General features: G+C 74.5%; 18 protein-coding genes. 12 read left to right on the forward strand and 6 right to left on the reverse strand.

Going from position 1 to position 22178, the window contains the following annotated elements; all coding sequences use genetic code 11:
* Positions 1–17: 17 nt before the first annotated feature.
* Together SYYSPA8_RS09495 and SYYSPA8_RS09500 are read right to left on the reverse strand one after the other, a co-directional pair.
* Positions 18–875 carry an alpha/beta fold hydrolase gene (locus SYYSPA8_RS09495; protein ID WP_323446583.1) on the reverse strand — a complete coding sequence of 286 codons (858 nt, stop codon included), beginning with the start codon at positions 873–875 and terminating at the stop codon, positions 18–20.
* Between the two features lie 173 nt (positions 876–1048).
* Positions 1049–3421, reverse strand: coding sequence for a DEAD/DEAH box helicase (locus SYYSPA8_RS09500; protein ID WP_323446584.1), 2373 nt, complete (start codon positions 3419–3421; stop codon positions 1049–1051).
* Between the two features lie 543 nt (positions 3422–3964).
* Here SYYSPA8_RS09500 and SYYSPA8_RS09505 point away from each other — a divergent pair.
* Positions 3965–4717 carry a ferritin-like fold-containing protein gene (locus SYYSPA8_RS09505; protein ID WP_323446585.1) on the forward strand — a complete coding sequence of 251 codons (753 nt, stop codon included), beginning with the start codon at positions 3965–3967 and terminating at the stop codon, positions 4715–4717.
* A 109-nt stretch (positions 4718–4826) separates the two neighbouring features.
* Here SYYSPA8_RS09505 and SYYSPA8_RS09510 read toward each other — a convergent pair whose 3' ends face one another.
* The 4 genes from SYYSPA8_RS09510 to SYYSPA8_RS09525 form a co-directional block, all read right to left on the reverse strand.
* Positions 4827–5096 carry a hypothetical protein gene (locus SYYSPA8_RS09510; protein ID WP_323446586.1) on the reverse strand — a complete coding sequence of 90 codons (270 nt, stop codon included), beginning with the start codon at positions 5094–5096 and terminating at the stop codon, positions 4827–4829.
* Between the two features lie 391 nt (positions 5097–5487).
* The gene (locus tag SYYSPA8_RS09515; RefSeq protein WP_323446587.1) at positions 5488–5715 is read right to left on the reverse strand and encodes a DUF3107 domain-containing protein; all 228 of its coding nucleotides are present in this window, start codon (positions 5713–5715) and stop codon (positions 5488–5490) included.
* 209 nt (positions 5716–5924) lie between these two features.
* On the reverse strand, positions 5925–6602 hold the full coding sequence (locus SYYSPA8_RS09520; protein WP_323446588.1) for a TetR/AcrR family transcriptional regulator: 678 nt from the start codon (positions 6600–6602) through the stop codon (positions 5925–5927).
* 147 nt (positions 6603–6749) lie between these two features.
* Positions 6750–7094 (reverse strand): hypothetical protein, encoded by a 345-nt coding sequence (locus SYYSPA8_RS09525; RefSeq protein WP_323446589.1) that lies wholly within the window; start codon positions 7092–7094, stop codon positions 6750–6752.
* Between the two features lie 189 nt (positions 7095–7283).
* On the opposite strand from SYYSPA8_RS09525, the gene SYYSPA8_RS09530 reads away from it, so the two are divergent.
* The 11 genes from SYYSPA8_RS09530 (at position 7284) to SYYSPA8_RS09580 (ending at position 22142) form a co-directional block, all read left to right on the forward strand.
* Positions 7284–8261, forward strand: a complete 978-nt coding sequence (locus SYYSPA8_RS09530) for an alpha/beta fold hydrolase (protein ID WP_323446590.1) — start codon at positions 7284–7286, stop codon at positions 8259–8261.
* 9 nt (positions 8262–8270) lie between these two features.
* On the forward strand, positions 8271–9758 hold the full coding sequence (locus SYYSPA8_RS09535) for a DUF3152 domain-containing protein (protein ID WP_323446591.1): 1488 nt from the start codon (positions 8271–8273) through the stop codon (positions 9756–9758).
* A 125-nt stretch (positions 9759–9883) separates the two neighbouring features.
* Entirely contained in the window at positions 9884–9979 is a 96-nt protein-coding gene (locus SYYSPA8_RS09540; protein ID WP_323446592.1) for an Ms4533A family Cys-rich leader peptide, read from the forward strand.
* A gap of 368 nt (positions 9980–10347) precedes the next feature.
* On the forward strand, positions 10348–12072 hold the full coding sequence (locus SYYSPA8_RS09545) for an ABC transporter substrate-binding protein (RefSeq protein WP_323446593.1): 1725 nt from the start codon (positions 10348–10350) through the stop codon (positions 12070–12072).
* A 101-nt stretch (positions 12073–12173) separates the two neighbouring features.
* Positions 12174–13253 carry an ABC transporter permease gene (locus SYYSPA8_RS09550; protein ID WP_323446908.1) on the forward strand — a complete coding sequence of 360 codons (1080 nt, stop codon included), beginning with the start codon at positions 12174–12176 and terminating at the stop codon, positions 13251–13253.
* A complete protein-coding gene (locus SYYSPA8_RS09555; RefSeq protein WP_323446594.1) occupies positions 13250–14239 on the forward strand; it encodes an ABC transporter permease in 990 nt (329 codons plus the stop codon). The genes SYYSPA8_RS09550 and SYYSPA8_RS09555 overlap by 4 nt, the downstream gene beginning before the upstream one ends.
* Positions 14236–16068, forward strand: a complete 1833-nt coding sequence (locus SYYSPA8_RS09560; RefSeq protein WP_323446595.1) for an ABC transporter ATP-binding protein — start codon at positions 14236–14238, stop codon at positions 16066–16068. The genes SYYSPA8_RS09555 and SYYSPA8_RS09560 overlap by 4 nt, the downstream gene beginning before the upstream one ends.
* Before the next feature lie 210 nt (positions 16069–16278).
* Complete coding sequence (locus tag SYYSPA8_RS09565; RefSeq protein WP_323446909.1) at positions 16279–17997, forward strand: glycosyltransferase; 1719 nt, start codon at positions 16279–16281, stop codon at positions 17995–17997.
* Between the two features lie 1127 nt (positions 17998–19124).
* The gene (locus tag SYYSPA8_RS09570; protein WP_323446596.1) at positions 19125–20279 is read left to right on the forward strand and encodes a hypothetical protein; all 1155 of its coding nucleotides are present in this window, start codon (positions 19125–19127) and stop codon (positions 20277–20279) included.
* A 124-nt stretch (positions 20280–20403) separates the two neighbouring features.
* Positions 20404–21372, forward strand: a complete 969-nt coding sequence (locus SYYSPA8_RS09575; protein WP_323446597.1) for an NAD-dependent epimerase/dehydratase family protein — start codon at positions 20404–20406, stop codon at positions 21370–21372.
* Positions 21360–22142 (forward strand): spherulation-specific family 4 protein, encoded by a 783-nt coding sequence (locus SYYSPA8_RS09580; protein ID WP_323446598.1) that lies wholly within the window; start codon positions 21360–21362, stop codon positions 22140–22142. The genes SYYSPA8_RS09575 and SYYSPA8_RS09580 overlap by 13 nt, the downstream gene beginning before the upstream one ends.
* Positions 22143–22178: the final 36 nt, after the last annotated feature.

Genomic DNA, 22178 nt, shown 5'->3' on the forward strand with positions numbered 1-22178 from the left:
CTCACGGCCCCGGTCGCTCACACCGCCGGATGCGCGTCCCAGAAGGCGGCGACGGCGGCGGACGTCTCCGCCGGCCGGTCCGTGTTGGGGGAGTGCCCGGCCCCGGCGATCACCGTCCGGTGCGCCCCGAGCCGTACCGCCATGCCGTCCATCTCCTCGACGGGCCAGGTGTCGTCCCGTTCCCCGCTGATCACATGCTTGGGCAGCGGCTCCAGCGCGGCCAGCGCGTCGACCCGGTCGGGCTCGACGGAGAGCTGACGGCCCGTCGTGACGAGTTGCAGGGGCTGGGTGAGCATCCAGCGCCGCCGCAGGTCCTCCCCGTCGGTGGCGGTCTCCTCCGGCGGGTCCATGGCCTGCATCGCCTCCCAGACGTCGGCCATGCTCAGCACCGTCAGGGCCTCGCTCAGCAGCCGGACCTTCTCCCGCTGCGCGGCGCAGATCCGGGCCGGGCCCGAGGACATCGCGGTGAAGGTGCGGAAGGGGGAGCGGTCCAGGAGGGCGGCGGCCCGCGCGATCTGGCCGCCGAGGGAGTGCCCCAGCAGATGCAGCGGTCCGCCGTCACCGACCGCCTCCGCCTGGGCCAGCACATCGCGGGCCAGCTCGCCCTGCGCGTACGCCTGCTCGTCGGCGGGGCCCTCGGTCTCGTACTGCCCCCGCCCGTCCACGGACACCACCCGGTACCCGGCCGCCGCGAGGGGGTCGAGCATCGCGATGAAGTCCTCCTTGCTGCCGGTGAAACCGGGCAGCAGCAGCGCGGTGCCCCGGATCGGTCCCGACCCGGGCCGGGCGTCCAGGACGGCGAAGTCCCCGCGCGCGGTGCGCAGCGTACGGGACCGGGCACAAGCGGGGGGTACGAACGTGGGGGGCCTGCTCATGCCCCGAGGTTACCGACGAGTCGCGGCGGATGCGCGGGAAGCCCCCTCCCGACGGGACCCGGCCCGCAGGTACGGGGCAGAGCGGGAGGGAGCGGGGGAGAAGCGGGCGGACGGACGACGGCCCGGCCCCCGGGAACGGGGACCGGGCCGTCGGTTCGGCGCGATGCGGTCGATCAGCCCTCGACGGCCTCGGGAGCCGGGGCCGCCTTGGCCGCCGCCGTCTTGCGGGTACGACGAGGCTTGACCTCGACGCCGTCCGCGCTCTCGGCGGCCTTGGCCGCGGCCGTCTTGCGCGTGCGGCGCGGCTTGGCCTCGGCGGGAGCCTCCGTGCCCTCGGCCGCTTCGACGGCCTTGGTGGCGGCGGTCTTGCGCGTACGACGGGGCTTGGCCTCGGCGGGAGCCTCGGCGCCCTCGGCCGTCTCCACGGCTTCGGCGGCCTTCGCTGCGGCGGTCTTGCGGGTCCGGCGCGGCTTGGCCTCGGCGGGAGCCTCCGTGCCCTCGGCCGTCTCGACGGCCTTGGTGGCGGCGGTCTTGCGCGTACGACGGGGCTTGGCCTCGGCGGGAGCCTCGGCGCCCTCGGCCGTCTCCACGGCTTCGGCGGCCTTCGCTGCGGCCGTCTTGCGCGTACGACGCGGCTTCGCTTCGGCGGGAGCCTCCGTGCCTTCAGCCGCTTCGACGGCCTTGGTGGCGGCGGTCTTCCGCGTGCGGCGCGGCTTGGCCTCGGCGGGAGCCTCCGTGCCCTCGGCCGTCTCCACGGCCTTGGTGGCAGCGGTCTTGCGCGCACGACGCGGCTTGACCTCGGCCTCCGGGGCATCGTCGACGGCGGGAGCCGGCGCGGGCACGACGGGGGCGACCTCCGCCGCCTCCGTGGTCTCGGCCGTCTCCACGGCCTTCACCGCGCGGGTGCGACGGCGCCGCGGCGCCGCCTCCACCTCCGGGGCCTGCTGCGGCAGCGGCTGCGCGACCGTCTCGACCACGGCCTCGGCGGCCGTCGTCACCTCGGCGACCTGGCCGGCCGACTGCTCCGGCACGGTCGCTGTGGCGCCCGCCGCCGGAATGCCCGCGTTCGGAGCGCCCGTACGCGTACGCCGACGGCGCCGGGGCGTCCGCGCGCCTGTGCCCTCCGCGGCCTCCTGCGACACGGCGGGACCGGCGGACCCGGTGGACGCGGTGGGCTGCTGCGTCTGCGGCGTGCCGTCCGCGGCCACCGACGAGCCGCCACGGGTACGGCGGCGCTGGCGCGGCGTCCGCGTACGGGCCGGCTGCTCCTCACGCTGGCGGTCGCGATCACGGTCGCGGTCGCGGTCACGGTCGCGACCGTGATCGCGGGTGGCGGGACGGCGGCCACGGCCCCCGGTCTCGCCCAGGTCCTCCAGCTCCTCCGCCGCCAGACCGGCGCGGGTGCGCTCGGCCCGGGGCAGCACACCCTTGGTGCCCGCCGGGATGCTCAACTCCTCGAACAGGTGCGGCGACGTGGAGTACGTCTCGACCGGGTCGGGGAACTTCAGGTCCAGCGCCTTGTTGATCAGCTGCCAGCGCGGGATGTCGTCCCAGTCGACCAGCGTGACCGCGGTGCCGGACGCCCCCGCGCGGCCGGTGCGGCCGATGCGGTGGAGGTAGGTCTTCTCGTCCTCGGGCGACTGGTAGTTGATGACGTGGGTCACACCCTCGACATCGATACCGCGCGCGGCGACGTCCGTGCAGACCAGCACGTCCACCTTGCCGTTGCGGAACGCCCGCAGCGCCTGCTCGCGCGCGCCCTGCCCGAGGTCGCCGTGGACCGCGCCCGAGGCGAAGCCGCGCCGGGCGAGCTGGTCGGCGATGTCCGCCGCCGTGCGCTTGGTCCGGCAGAAGATCATCGCCAGTCCCCGGCCGTCGGCCTGGAGGATCCGGGAGACCATCTCCGGCTTGTCCATGGAGTGGGCGCGGTAGACCCGCTGGGTGATGTTGGCGACGGTCGCGCCCTCGTCGTCCGGCGCGGTGGCGCGGATGTGCGTGGGCTGCGACATGTAACGGCGGGCGAGGCCGATCACGGCGCCCGGCATCGTGGCCGAGAAGAGCATGGTCTGCCGCTTGGGCGGCAGCTGCTGGATGATCTTCTCGACATCGGGGAGGAAGCCCAGGTCCAGCATCTCGTCGGCCTCGTCGAGGACGAGCGCGCGGACGTGGGACAGGTCCAGCTTCTTCTGGCCCGCGAGGTCGAGCAGCCGGCCCGGGGTGCCGACGATCACGTCGACGCCCTTCCTCAGGGCCTCCACCTGCGGCTCGTACGCCCGGCCGCCGTAGATCGCCAGCACCCGCACATTGCGGACCTTGCCGGCGGTCAGCAGGTCGTTGGTCACCTGGGTGCACAGCTCGCGGGTGGGCACGACCACGAGCGCCTGGGGGGCGTCGGAGAGCATGTCGGGCGTGGCCCGGCCCGCCTCGACGTCCGCGGGGACGGTGACGCGCTCCAGGAGCGGCAGGCCGAAACCGAGCGTCTTGCCGGTGCCGGTCTTGGCCTGGCCGATCACATCGGTGCCGGAGAGCGCTACGGGGAGCGTCATCTCCTGAATGGGGAACGGGGCGAGAATACCGACGGCTTCGAGAGCTTCGGCGGTCTCGGGCAGGATCCCGAGATCCCGGAAAGTCGTTTGCTGCGTAGTCAGGGTGTTGCCTCTTCTGTGAGACGCGGCGCGAGGCGAACGACTGGGGGGTCCTGGCGCGCCCTGGTAACGGGCCGGCCGTGGGTGGCCGGATGGCGCGGGACCTCTGCCGTCGCTCAAGCGTCGTACCGCTGAGGGGGTCCCTCATCGACGGTCGTACGCGAGAGGGCGTACGGTCCGCGCGGAGGGCGGTCGGTTCGGAGCCGATCGTGTCACCGACCGGGCATCCTCAAGGGGCCGAGGAGAAAATCCCTCGGTCAAACACTGCGATCGCCCACCGAGAATCAAAAAACGCTCAGCGGGCGCATTACCACTGTACCCCGGATTCGCGCATGTGTGTTGGGCGATTTCCCGGGAAGCGGGACGGATGACCGCCCCGGGAGACCCCCGGGCAGGGTTGACCAGGGCCTTACGGCCCCGTGCGGGCGGGCTATTGTGCGCTTCATGGAGACGCCTGACAACGCCGCCGGTCCCACCGGCCCCACCGAACCCGCCGCGCCCACCGGAATCGCCGCCCAGGACTGGGCCACCGCCTCTGCCGAGCCGCAGTACCGCGCCGCCGTCGTGGATCTCCTCGGCGCGCTCGCCTACGGCGAGCTGGCCGCCTTTGAACGCCTCGCCGAGGACGCCAAGCTCGCCCCGACCCTGGGGGACAAGGCGGAGCTGGCGAAAATGGCCGCGGCCGAGTTCCACCACTTCGAGCGGTTGCGGGACCGGCTCGCCGCCATCGACACGGAGCCGACCGCCGCGATGGAGCCCTTCGCCCGGGCGCTGGACGAGTTCCACCGCCAGACGGCCCCGTCCGACTGGCTGGAAGGCCTGGTCAAGGCGTATGTCGGCGACTCGATCGCCAGCGACTTCTACCGTGAGGTCGCGGTGCGGCTCGACTCCGACACCCGGGCCCTGGTGCTGGCGGTCCTCGACGACACCGGGCACGGCAACTTCGCCGTCGAGAAGGTGCGCGCCGCCATCGAGGCGGACCCCCGGCTCGGCGGGCGCCTCGCGCTGTGGGCGCGCCGGCTGATGGGGGAGGCCCTCTCCCAGGCCCAGCGTGTCGTCGCGGAGCGGGACGCCCTCTCCACCATGCTGGTGGGCGGGCTGGCCGACGGCTTCGACCTGGCGGCGGTGGGCGAGATGTTCACCCGGATCACCAAGGCCCACACCCGCCGGATGGCGGCCCTCGGTCTCGCCGCCTGAGCACCGCCGGGGCCGCGCGGGCAGCCCCGGCCCGGCGCGGCCGGACTCGCCGGGCAGGGGCCGTGGGGACGGTGTCGGGGGCGGCACGGCGGGAGAGCGGCCGGTCGCCTCAGAAGGGCAGCGCCCTGCGCAGCCGGCGGGCCGGCGGCCGCAGCAGCAGCGAGAGCAGGACACCGGCGAAGAGCGTCGCCCCCACGAGCATCCCCGGCACATGGCCGGGGCCCAGCGAGGCACCGGCCACCCAGGCGCCGAAGAGCGCGCCCAGCGGGCCGGTGACATAGACCGCGCGGCGGTCCGGGAGACGGGATCCCAGCAGGCGGTCGGCGGCCCACGCGAGCGCGAGGCCGAGCAGGACCGAACCGAACACTGCGAACAGCACTGCTGATCACCTCGCGGACACGGGTAGGGGCCAGGTCGTTACAGCCCGTACTACCCGGTGGCTACGGAAAGCAACCCTCCCGCGGTGGTGAACGCCAGGCGAATGTACGGCGCACACCAGGTCGGCGCACGGGCGCACGGGCGTACGCGCGCGGCCCGCGCAAGGGCACTGCACCGGGCACCGCACCGGGCGCGGCTCCGGAACGACCCCGGAACGACCCGGGACGGCCCCGGAACGGCGGAAGACGGCCGGGGGCCGGACGGAAGTGATCCGTCCGGCCCCCGGCCGTCTTCGGTCCGCGCCGCGTGCGCCCGTCGGGGACGGGCAGGCACGAGAGGCGGTCGTCCCGGTGGCGTTCCGCTACCGGTGTCGTCCCGCTACCGCACCGCTGTTACACCGCGCCGAAGCCCACGCGGCGGGTGGCGGGCTCGCCGATCTCGATGTAGGCGATCCGGTCCGACGGAACCAGGATCGTGCGGCCCTTGTCGTCCGCCAGGCTGAGCAGCGGCGTCTTGCCGGACAGCGCGTCGGCGACGGTCCGCTCGACCTCCTCGGCGGACTGCCCGCTCTCCAGAACGATCTCCCGGGGTGCGTGCTGCACGCCGATCTTGACCTCCACGGCTATGTCCCTCCGAACGGTCAGCCCTCGCGCGGTCAGCCGCGCCGTACCCCGCACACACTAGTCGGGCCGGGGCGGCGGAAAGCCGCCCCGGGGAACGCCAGGAGCGAACAGACCCGCCGGAGACCTCCTCCGACGCGCCTGATCGCGGCAGGTCCCGGGCCGTCGGCGCGGGTGCGGCGGCGGCCCGGGGCGGTGTCCGGCGGCCGTCAGGCCTGCTCGGCGAGCGGGAGCGCCAGCGCGTCCCCGTGGGCGTCGGAGGCGTGCAGCGGGAAGCCGGCGATGCCCCGCCAGGCCAGCGACGTCAGCAGCTGCACCGCCGTGTTCCGCGGGATGGCGGAGCCGCTGGAGAGCCAGTACCGGGCCACGACCTGCGAGACCCCGCCCAGCCCGACGGCGAGCAGCATCGACTCGTCCCGGGACAGCCCCGTGTCCTCGGCGATCACCTCGGAGATCGCCTCGGCGCACTGGAGCGAGACCCGGTCCACCCGCTCGCGCACGGCGGGCTCGTTGGTCAGATCCGACTCGAAGACCAGCCGGAAGGCCCCGCCCTCGTCCTCCACGTACGCGAAATAGGCGTCCATGGTGGCGGCGACCCGCTGCTTGTTGTCACTGGTCGACGCCAGCGCGGTGCGGACCCCCAGGAGCAGGGCCTCGCAGTGCTGGTCGAGCAGGGCGAGATACAGCTCCAGCTTCCCGGGGAAGTGCTGGTAGAGCACCGGCTTGCTGACGCCCGCGCGCTCGGCGATGTCGTCCATGGCGGCCGCGTGGTAACCCTGGGCGACGAAGACCTCCTGGGCCGCGCCCAGGAGCTGGTTCCTGCGGGCTCGGCGTGGCAGACGCGTGCCCCGCGGGCGAGTCGCCTCTGTCTGCTCGATGGCTGTCACGCCGCCTCCCAAATTTCGTTCCGTGTGCGCTGTGCGCCGCGCCCGCCATCGTACTTTTGGGTAACCCCGGCGTGCGCGTCGCGAACGCAGAATTTCACGGATCGGACACCCGTGATAACTCCCGATTCGGGGGCAAAGGGGGTCAGGTCACCGATAGTCGTCCTCATCCAGGCCGACGACGCGTGCCTGTTCCACGGCGTCCGCCTCGTTCGCGGTGTCCGCATCGATATCCACCGGGGAGTCGTCCTCCTGCGGTGTCACCTCCGCCCGCTGCTCGGCGGCATCGGCCTCGGGGACCTCGGTGTCCAGCGTCCCGTCCGCGTCCTTCGCCGCCGGTCCGCCGTCCCCGGACCGCTCGGATTCGCCGGACCGCCGGGATCGCTCGGACCGTTCGGACTTCTCGGCCGGCTCGGACCGATCGCGCCGCGTGTGCTGCTCGTCGTGCTCGTCGTGCTCGTCGAAAGGTTCCGGTTCGGTGGGATCGACAGCCATACGGCACCGCTTTCCCTGAAGCCTGGGTTCTCATCCCTTGCGGTGGCCCGTCACCGGCCGGTGAATCCTGTCAGCGGCCCGTGAATGCGGCCTTTCTTCGAGCGTAGAAGCTGATGAAGCGCTGCGCTATGCGATGTGTGACGCCGAACACACCATTCGCGGTGTGATCGTCTCGTAACATTGCTTGCTATGTCGTCGACCGAGCTGCCAGGCGTGCCCGCCGTCGTCGCCCCGTCGCCCGCCGAAACGGCCGCCGTCCCGGCCGCCGTACGGGTCGCCGAGGGGGAGGAGCTGCGCACCGTCACGCTCCCCGCGGTCACGCTCCACGTACGGTCACGGCCGCCCGCGCGCACCGGGCTGCCGCCGGCGCTCTGTATCCACGGGCTCGGCGGCTCCTCGCTGAACTGGTCGGCGCTGATGAAGCTGCTCGCCGACGACGTCGACGCCGAGGCGGTCGACCTGCCGGGCTTCGGCGCCTCGCCGCCGCCGCAGGACGGCGACTACTCGGTCACCGGACACGCCCGCGCGGTGATCCGGCTGCTCGACGCATCGGGCCGCGGCCCCGTGCACCTGCTGGGGAACTCGCTGGGCGGCGCCGTCGCCACCCGGGTCGCGGCCGTCCGTCCCGACCTGGTGCGCACGCTCACCCTGGTCTCGCCCGCCCTGCCCGAGCTGCGGGTGCAGCGCACCGCCGTGTCCACCGGTCTGCTCGGGATGCCCGGCGCCACCCGCCTCTTCGCCCGGATGACCCGGGGCTGGTCCCCGGAGCGGCGGACGCGGGGGGTCGTCTCCCTCGTCTACGGGGACCCCTCCCGGGTCTCCGGCGAGGCGCTGCGGCACGCCGTCGAGGAGATGGAGCGGCGCAGCCAACTGCCCCATTTCTGGGAGGCGATGGGCCGTTCGGCCCGGGGTATCGTCGACGCGTACACGCTGGGCGGACAGCACAACCTCTGGCGCCAGGCCGAGCGGGTGCTCGCGCCGACGCTGCTGGTGTACGGGGGGCGTGACCGGCTGGTCTCGTACCGCATGGCCCACCGGGCCGCGGTGGCCTTCCGCGGCTCCCGTCTGGTGACCCTCCCGGACGCCGGGCACGTGGCGATGATGGAGTACCCGGAGGCGGTCGCGCGGGCCGTCCGGGACCTGCTCGACGACACCGGTAGGAGCTGATCGGAGCCCGTGGGACGACACAGCCGCAAGGGCCCCGCGCCCCAGGGCGGGCGGACGGGCTCCGGCCCCGCCGCGCCGCCGCCCGGCGAGGCCGCTCCGGCGCCCGGGCCCCCGGGGCGGGACGCGCACGCCGGTGCCCCTGAGCCGTACGCCCCTGAGCCGTACAGCCCCGATCCGTACGCCCCTGACGCGTACGCCTCCGACCCGTACGCCCAGGACTCCTCCGCGCCGGACCGGCACACCGCCGCTCCGGGGACGTACGCGCCCACCGGCGACGGTCATGCGGGTGCCGCCCCGGACGGGCGCGGCGGGCCGTCGGTGCGCAGCGGTCATCCGGAGCAGCACGAGCCCGGGGGTGCCTGGGGAGTGCCCCCGGGTGCCGCACCCGGTGCCGCGGTGCCCCGGTCCCGGGTGGAGTCGCGGCGGGGTGCCCGGATACCCGGTCCGCGCCAGGAGTTCGTCGAAGCGTTCGACGCGGTCGCCCGGCCGCCCGCCGACACCGGCACAGGCACAGGCACAGGCACAGGCACAGGCATCGACACCGGCGTCGATCCTGTCGCCGGTGCACCGGCGGACAGCGGCGGCAGCGGCGTTCCCGGGCAGCGTTCCCGGGACGGCCGGGGTTCCCGGGGTTCCCAGGGCTCCCGGGGCTCTCTGGGTCGTACCCTCACCGGCCTCGCGGCCGCCGCCGTGACGACCGTGCTCGCCGTCGTCGTGTCCGGCCAGGTGGCCGAGGACCGGGAGCGGCGTGGCGACACCGCCGTCACGGACGACGAGCGCAGCCCCCAGGGCGGGGGCGCGGGGACCGCCGGGCAGGACGAACAGGCCAGGGCGGGCGACGCGCCCGCGCGGAGCAAGCGCGCGCCCTCGCCCGCCGGGGAGTCGGCCGAGCCCCCCACCTACGAGCAGTTGATGTCCCGGCAGTACCCCATGGACCGGGAATTCACCGCCGACGGTTCCTTCGCGGCGGTTCCCGGCCTGGACCGGGCCCCGGGCGCCGGTCGCAAGATCCGTTATCGCGTCGATGTGGAGAACGGTCTCGGACTCGACGGTGCCCTTTTCGCCCGGGCCATTCAGCGCACCCTCAACGACGACCGCAGCTGGACCCGCAAGGGCACGCTGACCTTCGAGCGGATCTCCTCGGGGCAGTCGGATTTCGTCATTACCCTCGCCAGCCCGGGGACCACCGATGTCTGGTGTGCGAAATCCAATCTGGACACGTCGATCGACAAGGTCAGCTGTGATTCGGCCGCCACCGAGCGGGTGATGATCAATGCCTTCCGCTGGGCCCGCGGCTCCGAGACCTACGGCCCCCGGGCGATGCACGCGTACCGCCAGATGCTCATCAACCACGAGGTCGGCCACCGGCTCGGTTTCGGGCATGTGAACTGTGGCACCGAGGGCGCCCTGGCCCCGGTGATGCAGCAGCAGACGAAATCGCTGAAGATCGGCGGTATCCAGTGCCGCCCCAACCCCTGGCCCTTCCCCGGGAGTTGATCCCCGAAGGCCCTCGGCCGGCGCGGACGGCCCGCCCCGGCCTGTGATCATTTCCCGGGACGGCCGTCTCATCATCCGGTCCGAGGGCTTTGACATCGGCGGATGGGTCGTCCATATTTCTCGGCATGTCACACCGCCCGTACGCCTTCGATCGCGCCGCCATTGAGCTGGCGCTCATCGGCGTGGCCGGGCACAGTGTGGCCGACATCCACTGTCGCTGACGTCCGCCCGAGCGCGTGTCGTCCGCCCCTGGGAGTCCTTCGGGAATCCTCCGGTTTCCTTGTCCCGGGGCTGAATTCCAGGAAATCCCGCCCGTGCGGGTCCCTTTCCTTCTTCGCTGACCGCGTCCGGCGTTCCCACGTCCGCAGACGCGGTTTTTCTCGTTGACGCCCCGGTCGCATTTCCCGGTGCTGCCGATGCCTTCCGGCCTCGTCCGAAACCCGCCGCGCTCTGTACGGACACCCCCGCGTCCAGCGTCCCGCCGTGTGCCCGCCGGCCCCGCCGTTCCTCCTGGTTCTGCCGGCCGGCGGGTCCCGTGGCTCCACCCGTGTCCCCCGTGTTCCCCGGTATTCGGAGAGGTCTTCCTTCCATGCGTCAACGGTCCGTCATATCCCGCCGCGCCACCGCGGCCGCCGCCGCCGGTCTCGCCCTGGTCACGGCCGCCGCGTGCGCCGGGCCCCAGGACGGTGACGCCCAGGGCGGCGGCACCGGCGGCGACGGCAAGCCCCGCAAGGGCGGCACGCTCACCGTCCTCAACGCCGAGCCGCAGACCGACTTCGACCCCGCCCGCCTCTACACCTCCGGCGGCGGAAACGTTCCCTCCCTCGTCTTCCGCACCCTCACCACCCGCAACCGCGAGGACGGCGCCGCCGGCACCGAGGTCGTCCCCGACCTCGCCACCGACCTCGGCCGCCCCAACGCGGACGCGACGGAGTGGACGTACACCCTCAAGGAGGGACTCAAGTACGAGGACGGCACCGCCATCACCTCGGCCGACATCAAGCACGGCGTCGAGCGCTCCTTCGCCGCCGAACTCTCCGGCGGCGCCCCCTACCTCCGTGACTGGCTCATCGGCGGCAGCACCTACCAGGGCCCCTTCAAGGACCGGAAGGGGCTCGCCTCGATCGTCACCCCCGACGACCGGACGATCGTCTTCAAGCTGCGCAAGCCGGAGGGCGAGTTCCCCTATCTCGCCACCCAGACCCAGTTCGCCCCGGTGCCCCGGAACAAGGACACCGGCACCCGGTACGAGGAGCGCCCGCTCTCCTCCGGCCCGTACAAGGTGGTGCGGAACGAGAACGACGGCGAGCGGCTGCTCCTGGAGCGCAACCCCCACTGGTCCCAGAAGACCGACCAGGAGCGCAAGGCGTACCCCGACACCATCGACGTCCGCTCCGGGCTCGACTCCGCCGTCATCAACCAGCGGCTGTCCACCGGCTCCGGTGCCGACGCCGCCGCCGTCACCACCGACACCAACCTCGGCCCCGCCGAACTGGCCCGCGTCGGCGCCGACAAGGAACTCGCCGGCCGCGTCGGCACCGGCCGCTTCGGCTTCGTCAACTACCTCGCCTTCAACCCGAAGGTGAAGCCGTTCGACGACATCAAGGTGCGGCAGGCCATCTCGTACGCCGTCAACCGCACCAGCGTCATCAACGCGGCCGGCGGATCGGCCCTCGCGGAGCCCGCGACCACCTTCCTCCCGGAGAAGAAGGCGTTCGGCCACACCCCCTACGACCACTTCCCGGCGGGCCCGTCCGGGAACCCCGACAAGGCCCGCGAGCTGCTGAAGGAGGCCGGCCACGAGAATCTGAGGATCACGCTCACGCACTCCACCGAGCAGAACCGGCAGACCAGCCCCGAGGTCGCCACCGCCGTCCAGGAGGCACTGAAGAAGGCCGGCATCACCGTCGAACTCCAGGGCCTGGAGAGCAACGCCTTCAACGAGGCCCGCTGGGACGCGAAGAAGACCCCCGGCTTCTTCCTCTCCCGCTGGGGAGCCGACTGGCCCTCCGGAGCCCCCTTCCTCGCGCCGATCTTCGACGGCCGGCAGATCGTCGAGGACGGCTCCAACTACAACCACGCCCAGTACGACGACCCGGCGGTCAACCGCGAGATCGACGCCATCAACAAGCTCACCGACCTCGACGCCGCCGCCCAGCGCTGGGGCGCCCTGGACCGCCGGATCGGAAAGCTCGCCCTGGACGTGCCGCTCTTCCACCCCGTCTACAAGCGGCTGTACGGCAAGGACGTCAAGAACATCGTGATCAGCGACTGGACCGGCGTCCTCGACATCTCGCAGGTCGCCGTCAAGTGAGCACCGTCGCCCACGAACCCGCGGCCGCGGGCGGGAACGCACTCCCGCCCGCGGCCCCGGGCGGTGCCGCACCCGCGGACGGGGGCGGCACCGCCCGCGCCGTGCTGCGGCGGCTGCGGCGCCGCCCCGCCGCGCTGATCTCCGCCGGCGTCCTCGCCCTGCTGGTGCTGCTCGCCCTGGCCGCCCCGCTGATCACGGCCCTCACCGGCCAGGACCCCCACACGTACCACGACGACCTGGTCGACTCCGCCCGTGGCGGGGTCCCCGTCGGCCCCCTCGGCGGCGTCAGCGCCGAACACTGGCTGGGCGTCGAGCCGGGCACCGGCCGCGACCTGCTCGCCCGGCTCCTCCACGGCGCCCGGATCTCCCTGCTCGTGGCCGCCGGCGCCACCGTGGTCCAGATCTCGATCGGCGTGGCCGTCGGACTCGCCGCCGGCCTCGGCTCCCCCCTGCTCGACTCCCTGCTCAGCCGGGTCGGCGACATCCTCGTCGCCCTGCCGATGCTCGTCGTCGGCATCGCGCTCACCGCCGTCGTCCCCGCCGACTTCCCGCGCCCGCTGCTGCTGATCCTGCTCATCGGCGCGCTCGGCTGGGGCGGCACCGCCCGGATCGTGCGGGCCCAGACCCTCACTCTCAAACGGCTGGATTTCGTCGCCGCCGCCCGCCTCAGCGGCCACGGCCCCTGGCGGGTCGCCCGCCGCGAACTGCTGCCGTCGCTGGGCGCGCCGGTCATCACGTACGCCGCCGTCCTGCTCCCCGCCAACATCGTGGTCGAGGCGTCCCTCTCCTTCCTGGGCGTCGGCGTGAAACCGCCGACACCGTCCTGGGGACAGATGCTCTCCAGCGCGCAGACCTGGTTCCGGGCCGATCCGATGTACGTCCTGCTCCCCGCCGGGCTGCTCTTCGTCACGGTCCTGTCCTTCACCGTCCTCGGCGAGGCCGTGCGCACGGCCCTGGACCCGAGGGAGGCGAGCAGGCTCGCCGTCGGCACCCGCCGGGAACGGTCCGGGCGACCGGCCGGGCGGCTGAACGGTCGGCTGAGCGGGCGGCTGAACGGTCGGCCGGCCGGGCGACCGAGCGGGCGATCCGGTGCGGCCCAGGGACCCCGCCCGGCCCTGGGGCCCTCCGAGCCCCTCAAGTCCCCCGGACCCCTCCGGCCCCAGAAGAAGACGCTGTCATGACCCTCTTCCTGCTCCGACGGCTCGGCGGCGCGCTGCTCGTGCTGCTGACGCTCTCCGTCCTCGTCTACGGCCTCTTCTACCTGGCCCCCGGCGACCCCGCCCGCCTCGCCTGCGGCGAACGCTGCTCCCCGCAGCAGATCGCCCAGGTCCGCCGGACCCTCGGCCTGAACGAGTCCGTGGTCACCCAGTACCTCCACTTCCTCCAGGGCATCGTCGCCGGACGCGACTACAGCACCGGCACCTCCGTACGGCACTGTGCCGCGCCCTGCCTCGGCCTCTCGTACCAGAGCGACCAGGAGGTCACCCGGCTGATCCTGGAACGGCTCCCCGCGACCGCGTCCCTCGCCCTCGGCGCGCTGGTGATCTGGCTGGTCATCGGCGTCGGCGTCGGACTCCTCTCCGCGCTGCGCCGGGGCGGGTTCACCGAACGCGCCCTGACCGTGCTGACCCTCGCCGCGACCGGGATGCCGGTCTTCATCCTGGGTCTGCTGCTGCTCATGGCCGTCTGCGCCTATCTGCGCTGGCTGCCCTTCCCGAGCTATGTCCCGTTCACGGAGAACCCCGAGCAGTGGGCGTGGAATCTGCTGCTCCCCTGGCTGACGCTCGGGCTCTTCGAATCCGCGAAGTACGCCCGGCTGACCCGGGGCGCCACGCTGGAGACCCTCGCCGAGGACCATGTCCGCACCTTCCGCGCGTACGGGGTCGGCGAGCGGGCGATCGTCACCCGGCACGCGCTGCGCGGGGCCGTACCGCCCGTGATCGCGCTCAGCGCCCTCGACGTGGGGACGATGTTCGGCGGCGCGGTCCTCACCGAGTCGCTGTTCGGCATCCCGGGGCTCGGCAAGACCCTGATCGACGGAGTGAAGGTCATCGATCTGCCGGTGGTGGTGGGGGTGGTCCTGGTGATCGGCACCGCGGTGGTGCTCGCGAACCTCCTGGCCGATGTGCTGTACGCCGTCGCCGACCGAAGGGTGGTGCTGTCATGACGAACCCGGTGACGGACTCGGTGACGGACCTGGTGACGGACCTGGTGGCCGGCGGTCTGCCGGACTCCGGCGGCCCGCTCGCCGAGGTGCGGGACCTGGTGGTCGAGTTCCCCGGCTCCGGCGGGGTCCGCGCCGTCGACGGGCTGTCGTTCACCCTCGCGCCGGGCGGTGCCCTCGCGCTGGTGGGGGAGTCCGGCAGCGGCAAGAGCACGGTCGCGGGCGCGCTCCTCGGACTCCACCGGGGCACCGGCGCCCGCACCTCGGGCACCGTACGCGTCGGAGGCACGGACGTGGACACCGCGAGCCCCCGCGAACTGCGGCGGCTGCGCGGCGCGGTCGCGGCGATGGTCTTCCAGGACCCGCTGTCCGCGCTCGACCCCTACTACGCGGTCGGCGCCCAGATAGCCGAGGTGTACCGGGTGCACACCGGAGCCTCCCGGCGGGCCGCCCGCGCCCGCGCCGTCGACGTCCTCGACCGGGTCGGCATCCCGGACGCGGCCCGCCGCGCGCGCTCCCGGCCGCACGAGTTCAGCGGCGGCATGCGGCAGCGGGCCCTCATCGCGATGGCCCTGGCCTGCGAACCGAGGCTGCTGATCGCCGACGAGCCGACGACGGCGCTGGACGTGACCGTACAGGCGCAGATCCTCGATCTGCTGCACGGGCTGCGGGAGGCCACCGGCATGGCGCTGCTGCTGGTCACCCATGACGTGGCGGTGGCGGCGGAGAGCGTGGACGAGGTCCTGGTGATGAAGGACGGCCGGCGCGTGGAGAGGGGCCCGGTGGGGTCGGTGCTGTCGGCGCCCACCGCCCCGTACACCCGGGCACTGCTGGCGGCGGTGCCACGGCTGGACGCCCCGCTGACCCCTGCCCCCGCCGCCGGTACGGATACGCGTACGGACAGGGGTACGGGGAAGGGCGCCCCGGGCCTCCCGGGCTCTTCGGGTGCCCCGGGCTTCCCGGGTCCCTTGGGTTTGCCGGGCTCCTCGGGCTCCTCGGGCTCCCCGGGCTCCCGCGAGATCCTGCTCGAAGCCACCGGGCTGCGGCGGGAGTTCGGCAGGGGCCGGTCCCGTACCGTCGCCCTCGACGGCGTCGACCTCTCCCTCGCCGCCGGTGAGACCCTGGGCGTCGTCGGCGGGAGCGGCAGCGGCAAGACCACCCTCGGCCGGCTCCTGGTCCGCCTCGCCGAGCCCACCGCCGGCCGGATCCAGTACGGCGGCCGGGACATCGGAGCCCTGTCCGAGCGGGCGCTGCGGCCCATCCGCCGCGAACTCCAGATGGTCTTCCAGGACCCGGTGGCCTCCCTCAACCCCCGCCGCTCCGTCGGCGAGTCCGTCGCCGACCCGCTGCGGGCCGCCGGGGTGCGGGACGAGGGCGAGATCCGGCGGCGGGTGAGCGAGGCCCTGGAGCGGGTCGGGCTCGACCCCGGCCGGTACGCGAGCCATCCGCACGAGTTCAGCGGCGGTCAGCGGCAGCGCGTCGGCATCGCCCGCGCCCTGGTCGCCGAGCCGAGGATCGTCGTCTGCGACGAACCGGTCTCCGCGCTCGACGTGACCACCCAGGCGCAGATCGTCGACCTGCTCCGCGAGGTCCAGCGCGACCTGGGGCTCACCCTGGTCTTCATCGCCCACGACCTCGCCGTCGTCCGGGGCATCAGCGACCGGGTCGCCGTGATGCGCGGGGGCCGGATCGTGGAACTGGGGCCGGTGGAGAAGGTGTACGGCGCCCCGGAGGACCCGTACACACGCGCACTGCTCGACGCCGTGCCGAGCCCCGACCCGGAGCGGGCCCGCGCCCGGCGCACGCGGCGCGGGGAGCCCGTACCGGCCTGATCGGCGGGCCGGCCCGGCGGGCTGGGTGACACAGAGTCCCTTTAGCGCGACAGAACGCTACCCCGGGTCGAAAGTCACGAGCATTCACCCCTTCCGGTGGCGCGACGGACAACCGTCCGTCGCGCCACCTCTCCACCGGCTTACGGTCTTTGCGCCGCGGGTCACCGGAACGGTGGCGGCCGTCCACAAGGGAGATCGGGGGTGCGCTCGATGCGGATCGGACTGCTCGCGGACAGCGACTCGTGCGCTGCGGGGAGTGAGGCCCGGGTCTGGAGTGAGCGGCTCGTGCGCGGGCTTGCGCCGCACGAGTTCCACGTCTTCGACCTGGCCGCCGACGGCGCCGGACGCTCCGGCGGCGCCCCCTGTGCCGTGCCCGACGCCGAGGGTCCGTCCGTACCCGGGTCCGCGCACCCGCGCCCGTACCGGCCTTCGTACCAGTCTGCGCGCCAGCCCGCGTACCGGCCTTCGTACCGTTTGGGCCGCCGCGAACGCCGCTCCTTCCTCGACCACTTCGGCCTGCTCGTCGGCGCGGCCGGAGACGCGGTGGGCGGCACCGACCCGGGCGGCGCCGACTTCGCCGAGGGGCTGTACGGCCTCGCCCTGCTCGCCCGCGACCACGGCCCCCTGACCGACGCCCTCCGGTCCGACCCGGCGGTCCGGGTGATCGAATCCCTGTGCCGCACGCCCGGCGCGCGCGGGGCGCACGGCCTCGGACCCACCGGACTCACCGACCACCTCGCCCTCGCCGCCGGGCTCGCCGGGCTCCTCGCCCCGCTCTCCCTGCCCTGGTACGAGGGGAACGGTCTCGGCGCGGTCGACCTCTGCCACGCCGCCACCGGCGGCCCGGCCGCGCTCCCCGGCGTGCTGGCCAAACGCTTCTTCGGAATCCCGCTCCTGGTCACGGAGTACGGCGTCCATCTGCGCGCGCACTACCTCAGCGGCGCGCACGCCGGGGCGGACCGCCCGAGTGCGCCGGTACGCGCCCTGCTCGCCGCGGCACGGCGACTGCTGGCCGCCGAGATCTACGGCGCGGCGGCCCTCGTCGTCTCCGGGGACCGCGCGGGCCGCCGCTGGCAGGAACGGTGCGGAACCGACCCCGCCAAGCTGCGCACCGTCCACCCCGGTCTCGACCCCGAGCCCTTCACCGCCGTCGGGGACGGCGGATGCCCGGGCGACCCGTACACCGTCGTCTGGAGGGGGCCCTTCACGCCCGCCGAGGACCTCGTCGCCCTCCTGCACGCCTTCGCCCGGGTCCGCGCCGCCGAACCGCGCGCCAGGCTGCGGCTGTTCGGCGAGTCGGCCCCCGACGACAAGGAGGCGAAGGAGGCGGCGGAGGCCCGCGCCCACTGCCGGGCCCTGGCCGCCCATCTCTTCCCCGACGAAGCCGCCGACGACCGTACGGCGGGGGAGAACCCGGTCTCCTTCGAGGAACTGGGCGGACCCGAGGCCCCGGGGGCGGCGGACGCGTACGCGATGGGCCGGGTCGTCGCGCTGACGGGCGCCGTGGACGGCTTTCCCACCGGGCTGGCCGAGGCGATGCTCTGCGGCCGGGCCACGGTCGCCACGGACGCGGGCGGGGCGGCCGAGGTCGTCGGCGGTACGGGTCTCGTCGTGCCCCCGCGCAACCCGCGCGCCCTCGCCGACGCCTGCCTCACGCTCCTCGGCGACCCGGAACGCGCCCACCGGCTGGGCGCGGTGGCCCGCGACCGCGCGCTGGAGCTGTTCACCGTCGACCAGAACCTGACGGCGTTCCACGGCATCTACCTGGAGCTGATCTCCCGCTCCCCGGTGCGGCGCGAGGCACTCGACGACGCGGGCACGCCCCTCCCCTTCGCCCACCCGGCCGAGGCCAGGGTCCCCCTGACCGCGCTGACCTCCACTGCGGCGCCCCGCCCCGGATTCCCCTTCCGCCAGGAGACCCCCCGATGACCGCGCCCTCCCCCTTCGACCTCACCCCGGTCCCGCCCCAGGGCCGCCCTGCCCCCCGCTGGCCCCTGGCGGGCACCCCCCACTCCCGCCCCGAACCGGAAGCCCCGTCACCGGACCCCGCGCACGCGGAGGGCCCCTGGGGGGTGCCGACAGGCGGCACCGGTCCCCAGCGGGCGAGTGCGTCGCCGCTCGCGGAGGCCGAGGACCCGTGGGGGCCTGCGGGGGACCCGGAACCCGGCCGCAGGGACACTGAAGGCCCGGGTTCCGCCGCCCCCGCTGCCGCCCCGGCTTCCCGACCCGCCGCGCCGGCGGACCCGTACCCGCCATCCACGCCCCTGTCGCCCGGCACCCCGCCCACAGCCGCCCAGCACCCCCCCGGCCTGACGACGGAAGCCCCCACGACACCTCCGCCCCCCGCGAACCCTGCGGCTGAGGGCGGCCCTTGGGCGGCCGACGGCGAGAGCGCGGTACGGCACCTGTGGCCCGCCGCACCGGTCGGCCCGGTGCCGGCAGCCGACCGCGGGAGCGCCGGTGTTCCGCAGGTCGGCCCTTCTGCTGTGTCCGCCGCTCCTGGTCCGGTGCCGGAGGTCTTGGGCGCCGGTTGTGGTGGTGCTGGATCTGTCGGCCCGGAGGGTCTTGGGCGGGTTGCCGGGGCGGGGGAGCCGGGCCCGGGTTTCGGCCGTGGTGGCGTGATGTCGGGGGTCTGGCCCGCTGCGCCGGTGGGATCGGTGCCGGCAGCCGACCGCGAGAACGCCGTCGCTCCGCAGGTCGGTCCTTCCGCTGTGTCCGCGACTCCTGGTCCGGTGCCGGAGGTCTTGGGCGCCGGTTGTGGTGCTGCTGGATCTGTCGGCCCGGAGGGTCTTGGGCGGGTTGCCGGGGCGGGAGGGCCAGGCCCCGATTTCGGCCGTGGTGGCGTGATCCCGGGGGTCTGGCCCGCCGCACCGGTCGGCTCGGCACCGGCAGCCGACCGCGAGAACGCCGCCGCTCCGCAGCACGCCGCCCCTGGCCCGGCACCTGGGGCCAGACCGGCCGAAGGTCCCGTCGGCCAGCCGCACAGCCGGCGGGCCGCCGCCAGGGCGGTCCCGGACGGTGGGTACGGATCCGCGCGGTCGCGGGGGCACGGCCCGGTGGGAGCCCCCGGCGGCGGGCACGGAGCCGCCCGGTACCGGGCCGGCGGACCCACGCACCGGGGCACCGGCCGCTACGGCACCGCCGACCCCGTCGCCGTACTGCTCCGACGGCACCGGGAGCTGTGCGCGCGGGCCGTCGACCCCCTGGAGATCGCCGCCGGGCTGGAGGCGCGGGGCGTGACCCAGCGGACCGTCGCGCACTGCCGGCACCGGGATCTCTTCTCCCTCGCCGAGGAGTTGTACGCACGCGTCCCGAGGAGCGAGGAGACGCCCCCGCCCCCCGCCGGGCCCGGCGACCCCCGCCCCCGTCGCGGCGGCACGCCGCTCGCCCTGCTGTGCGGTGCGACCGGCGTCCTCGCCGCCGCCGGGCTCGTCGTCGCCGACGGCCCGCTCCAGGACGGCTGCGCCCTGGCGGGGGCCCTCGCCGTCACCGTCGCCCTCGCCACGACCGCCCCCGGGCACGGCCACCCGCGTATCCGGGAACGCGCCACCCTCGCCCTCACCACGCTCTGGCTGCTGGCCTGGACGGTGTACGGGGACGACCTGACCGCCGCGATCCCGGCCGGAGGCCCCGACGCGCCGCCCGCACCGGTCCTCGCGCCCCTCGCCGGGCTCGCCCTCGCCACCGCGCCCGCCCTCTGGGCCGCCCGGCTGTTCGCCGTACGGGTGGGACGCGCGCTCGACGACAGCCGGGGGCTCGCCGAGTTCGCCACCCGGGCCCGCCGCCTCGCCCTGCTCGCCGCCGGCGGCCACGCGCTCGCCCTCGCCGCCGCCCTGGCCACCGTTCTCGCGCTGACCGCCCCGGCCACCTCCGACGGCATCGCCGGGGCCGTCCCCGCGTTCCTGCCCGCCGCCGCCCTCGGGCTGCTGCTCTTCCCCGCCCTGCTGCTCACCGCCCACGGCCGGGCCCGGACCGCCGCCCGGGGACTCGCCGCCGCCTGCGCCGTCGAAGTGACGGCCACCGCGCTGCTGTTCGGCGGCCGGCTCCCCGGCTGCGCCGCCCTCGCGGCCCCCGTCGAATCGGCGGTCACCGCCTTCGGCACCGGGGTCGTGGCGGTCCTCGCGTGCGCCACCACCGGCACCGCCCTGCTGATCCACACCGCCCTGGCCCTCTCCCGGGCCTCCGCCCACTCCGGACGGGCACCCCGATGAACCCCCCGGCCGACCGGACACCCCACCCCGGCGGCCGCATCGATATCACGGAGGAGAAAGACCCTATGACCCCCCAGACCGCCTGGTCCAAGGCGTCGGCACCCCAGCACCGAGGGGCCGCACGATGAGGGTGCTGCTGCTCGGAGCCAACGGCTTTCTCGGCCGGTTCGTCGCCGACCGCCTGCTCGCCGACCCGGCCGTCCACCTCACCGCACTCGGCCGTGGCGACGACGCCGACGTCCGCTTCGACCTCGCCGGGGGCAGCCCGGGGGCGCTCACCCGCTTCCTGAGCGCCGTCCACCCCGGCGTGGTCATCAACTGCGCCGGGGCCACCCGGGGCGGCGCCCGCGAACTCACCCGGCACAACACCGTCGCAGTCGCCACCGTCTGCGAGGCCCTGCGCCGCAGCGGCTGCGGCGCCCGGCTGGTGCAACTCGGCTGCGCCTCCGAGTACGGGCCGTCCCAACAGGGCTCCTCCACCGCCGAGGACGCCATTCCGCGCCCCGGCGGGCCCTACGGCGTCAGCAAACTGGCCGCCACCGAACTCGTCCTCGGCTCCGGCCTCGACGCGGTCGTCCTGCGGGTCTTCTCCCCCGTGGGCCCCGGCACCCCGGCCGGCTCCCCCCTGGGCCGCCTCGCCGAGGCCATGCGGCGGGCCATGCAGTCCGGCGACGGCGAACTGAAACTCAGCGGCCTCGGCGTCCAGCGCGACTTCGTCGACGTCCGCGACGTCGCCCGCGCCGTCCACGCCGCCTCGCTCTCCGCCGCGCAGGGCGTCGTCAACATCGGCACCGGCCGCGCCGTGCGCCTCCGGGACGCCGCCGCCGTCCTGGCCCGGGTCGCCGGCTACACGGGGGCGCTCCACGAACTCGACGGCCCACCCGTCCGGTCCGGCGTCCCCGGCATCGGCGCCCCCCGCTCCGAATCCGTACTCGAACACCTCGCCGCGACCCCCGTCCCCTACCCCGACGGCTGCGGCAGCTGGCAGCAGGCGGACGTCCGCACCGCCCGCGACCGGCTCGGCTGGCGGCCCCGCATCAACCTGGAGGAATCCCTCGCCGACATCTGGATGGAGGCGGCATGCCGTATCTGACCAGAGCGGGCGCCCCGCTGTCCGCGACGGGCGCCGAACGCCTCGGCTTCGGCGTCCCCGGCTACGCCCACCCCCTCCTCGCCCCCGTCGAATGGGCCGAGCTGACCCGGCCCGGCATCCCGTTGCACTGGGTGGTGCTCAATGTCGCGGACGGCCCCGGCGACCGCCCCGACCCGCACTGCCTGGCCGCCGCCGGACGGCTGAACAACGCCGGCGTACGCGTCCTCGGCCATCTCGACCTGGCCCACGGCACCCGCCCCCTCGCCGAGGTGATCGCCGACGCCCGGCGGTACGCCGACTGGTACCGCGTCGGCGGGTTCCTCCTCGGCCGCTGCCCCGCCGACCGCGCCCGGCTCGCCCCGGTGAGCCGTACGACGGCCACCCTGCGGGAGGTGACCGGGGGCGGCCATATCGTCCTGGGGCACGGGACCCACCCCTGCCCGGGCTACGCCGACGCCGCCGACCAACTGGTCACCTTCTCCGGGGCATGGACGGACTACCGCTGGTCCCAGGTGGCCGAGTGGACGGCGGAGCACCCCCCGGAACGGTTCGCCCACTTCGTCCACGGGGTGCCCCTGGCCCGGCTGGAGGAGGCCGCCCGGATCGCCCGCTGGCAGGGGGCCGGGACGGTCTTCTTCACCGACCGCACCGACGTCCAGGAGCCCGGCCCCGCCCCCGGCGGGCGAAGAGCGCAGATCAGCCCCTATGAGGCGCTGCCCGGCTACTGGGACGAAATCGTCTCGCGGATCGGACCGGGTGTCTCGGAATGAGGGGACGCGTGGCAGTGTTACCAGGGAACAACCGTA

This window comes from Streptomyces yaizuensis, from assembly GCF_034961445.1.
GTDB lineage: Bacteria > Actinomycetota > Actinomycetes > Streptomycetales > Streptomycetaceae > Streptomyces > Streptomyces yaizuensis.

Bases quoted from the DNA above. Each gene is read 5' to 3' on its own strand.
- SYYSPA8_RS09545 (WP_323446593.1), top strand. From the start codon at position 10,348: ATGCGTCAACGGTCCGTCATATCCCGCCGCGCCACCGCGGCCGCCGCC.
- SYYSPA8_RS09560 (WP_323446595.1), top strand. From the start codon at position 14,236: ATGACGAACCCGGTGACGGACTCGGTGACGGACCTGGTGACGGACCTG.
- SYYSPA8_RS09580 (WP_323446598.1), top strand. From the start codon at position 21,360: ATGCCGTATCTGACCAGAGCGGGCGCCCCGCTGTCCGCGACGGGCGCC.
- SYYSPA8_RS09525 (WP_323446589.1), bottom strand. From the start codon at position 7,094: ATGGCTGTCGATCCCACCGAACCGGAACCTTTCGACGAGCACGACGAG.
- SYYSPA8_RS09555 (WP_323446594.1), top strand. From the start codon at position 13,250: ATGACCCTCTTCCTGCTCCGACGGCTCGGCGGCGCGCTGCTCGTGCTG.
- SYYSPA8_RS09540 (WP_323446592.1), top strand. From the start codon at position 9,884: ATGTCACACCGCCCGTACGCCTTCGATCGCGCCGCCATTGAGCTGGCG.
- SYYSPA8_RS09495 (WP_323446583.1), bottom strand. From the start codon at position 875: ATGAGCAGGCCCCCCACGTTCGTACCCCCCGCTTGTGCCCGGTCCCGT.
- SYYSPA8_RS09505 (WP_323446585.1), top strand. From the start codon at position 3,965: ATGGAGACGCCTGACAACGCCGCCGGTCCCACCGGCCCCACCGAACCC.
- SYYSPA8_RS09500 (WP_323446584.1), bottom strand. From the start codon at position 3,421: ATGACGCTCCCCGTAGCGCTCTCCGGCACCGATGTGATCGGCCAGGCC.
- SYYSPA8_RS09530 (WP_323446590.1), top strand. From the start codon at position 7,284: ATGTCGTCGACCGAGCTGCCAGGCGTGCCCGCCGTCGTCGCCCCGTCG.
- SYYSPA8_RS09565 (WP_323446909.1), top strand. From the start codon at position 16,279: ATGCGGATCGGACTGCTCGCGGACAGCGACTCGTGCGCTGCGGGGAGT.
- SYYSPA8_RS09575 (WP_323446597.1), top strand. From the start codon at position 20,404: ATGAGGGTGCTGCTGCTCGGAGCCAACGGCTTTCTCGGCCGGTTCGTC.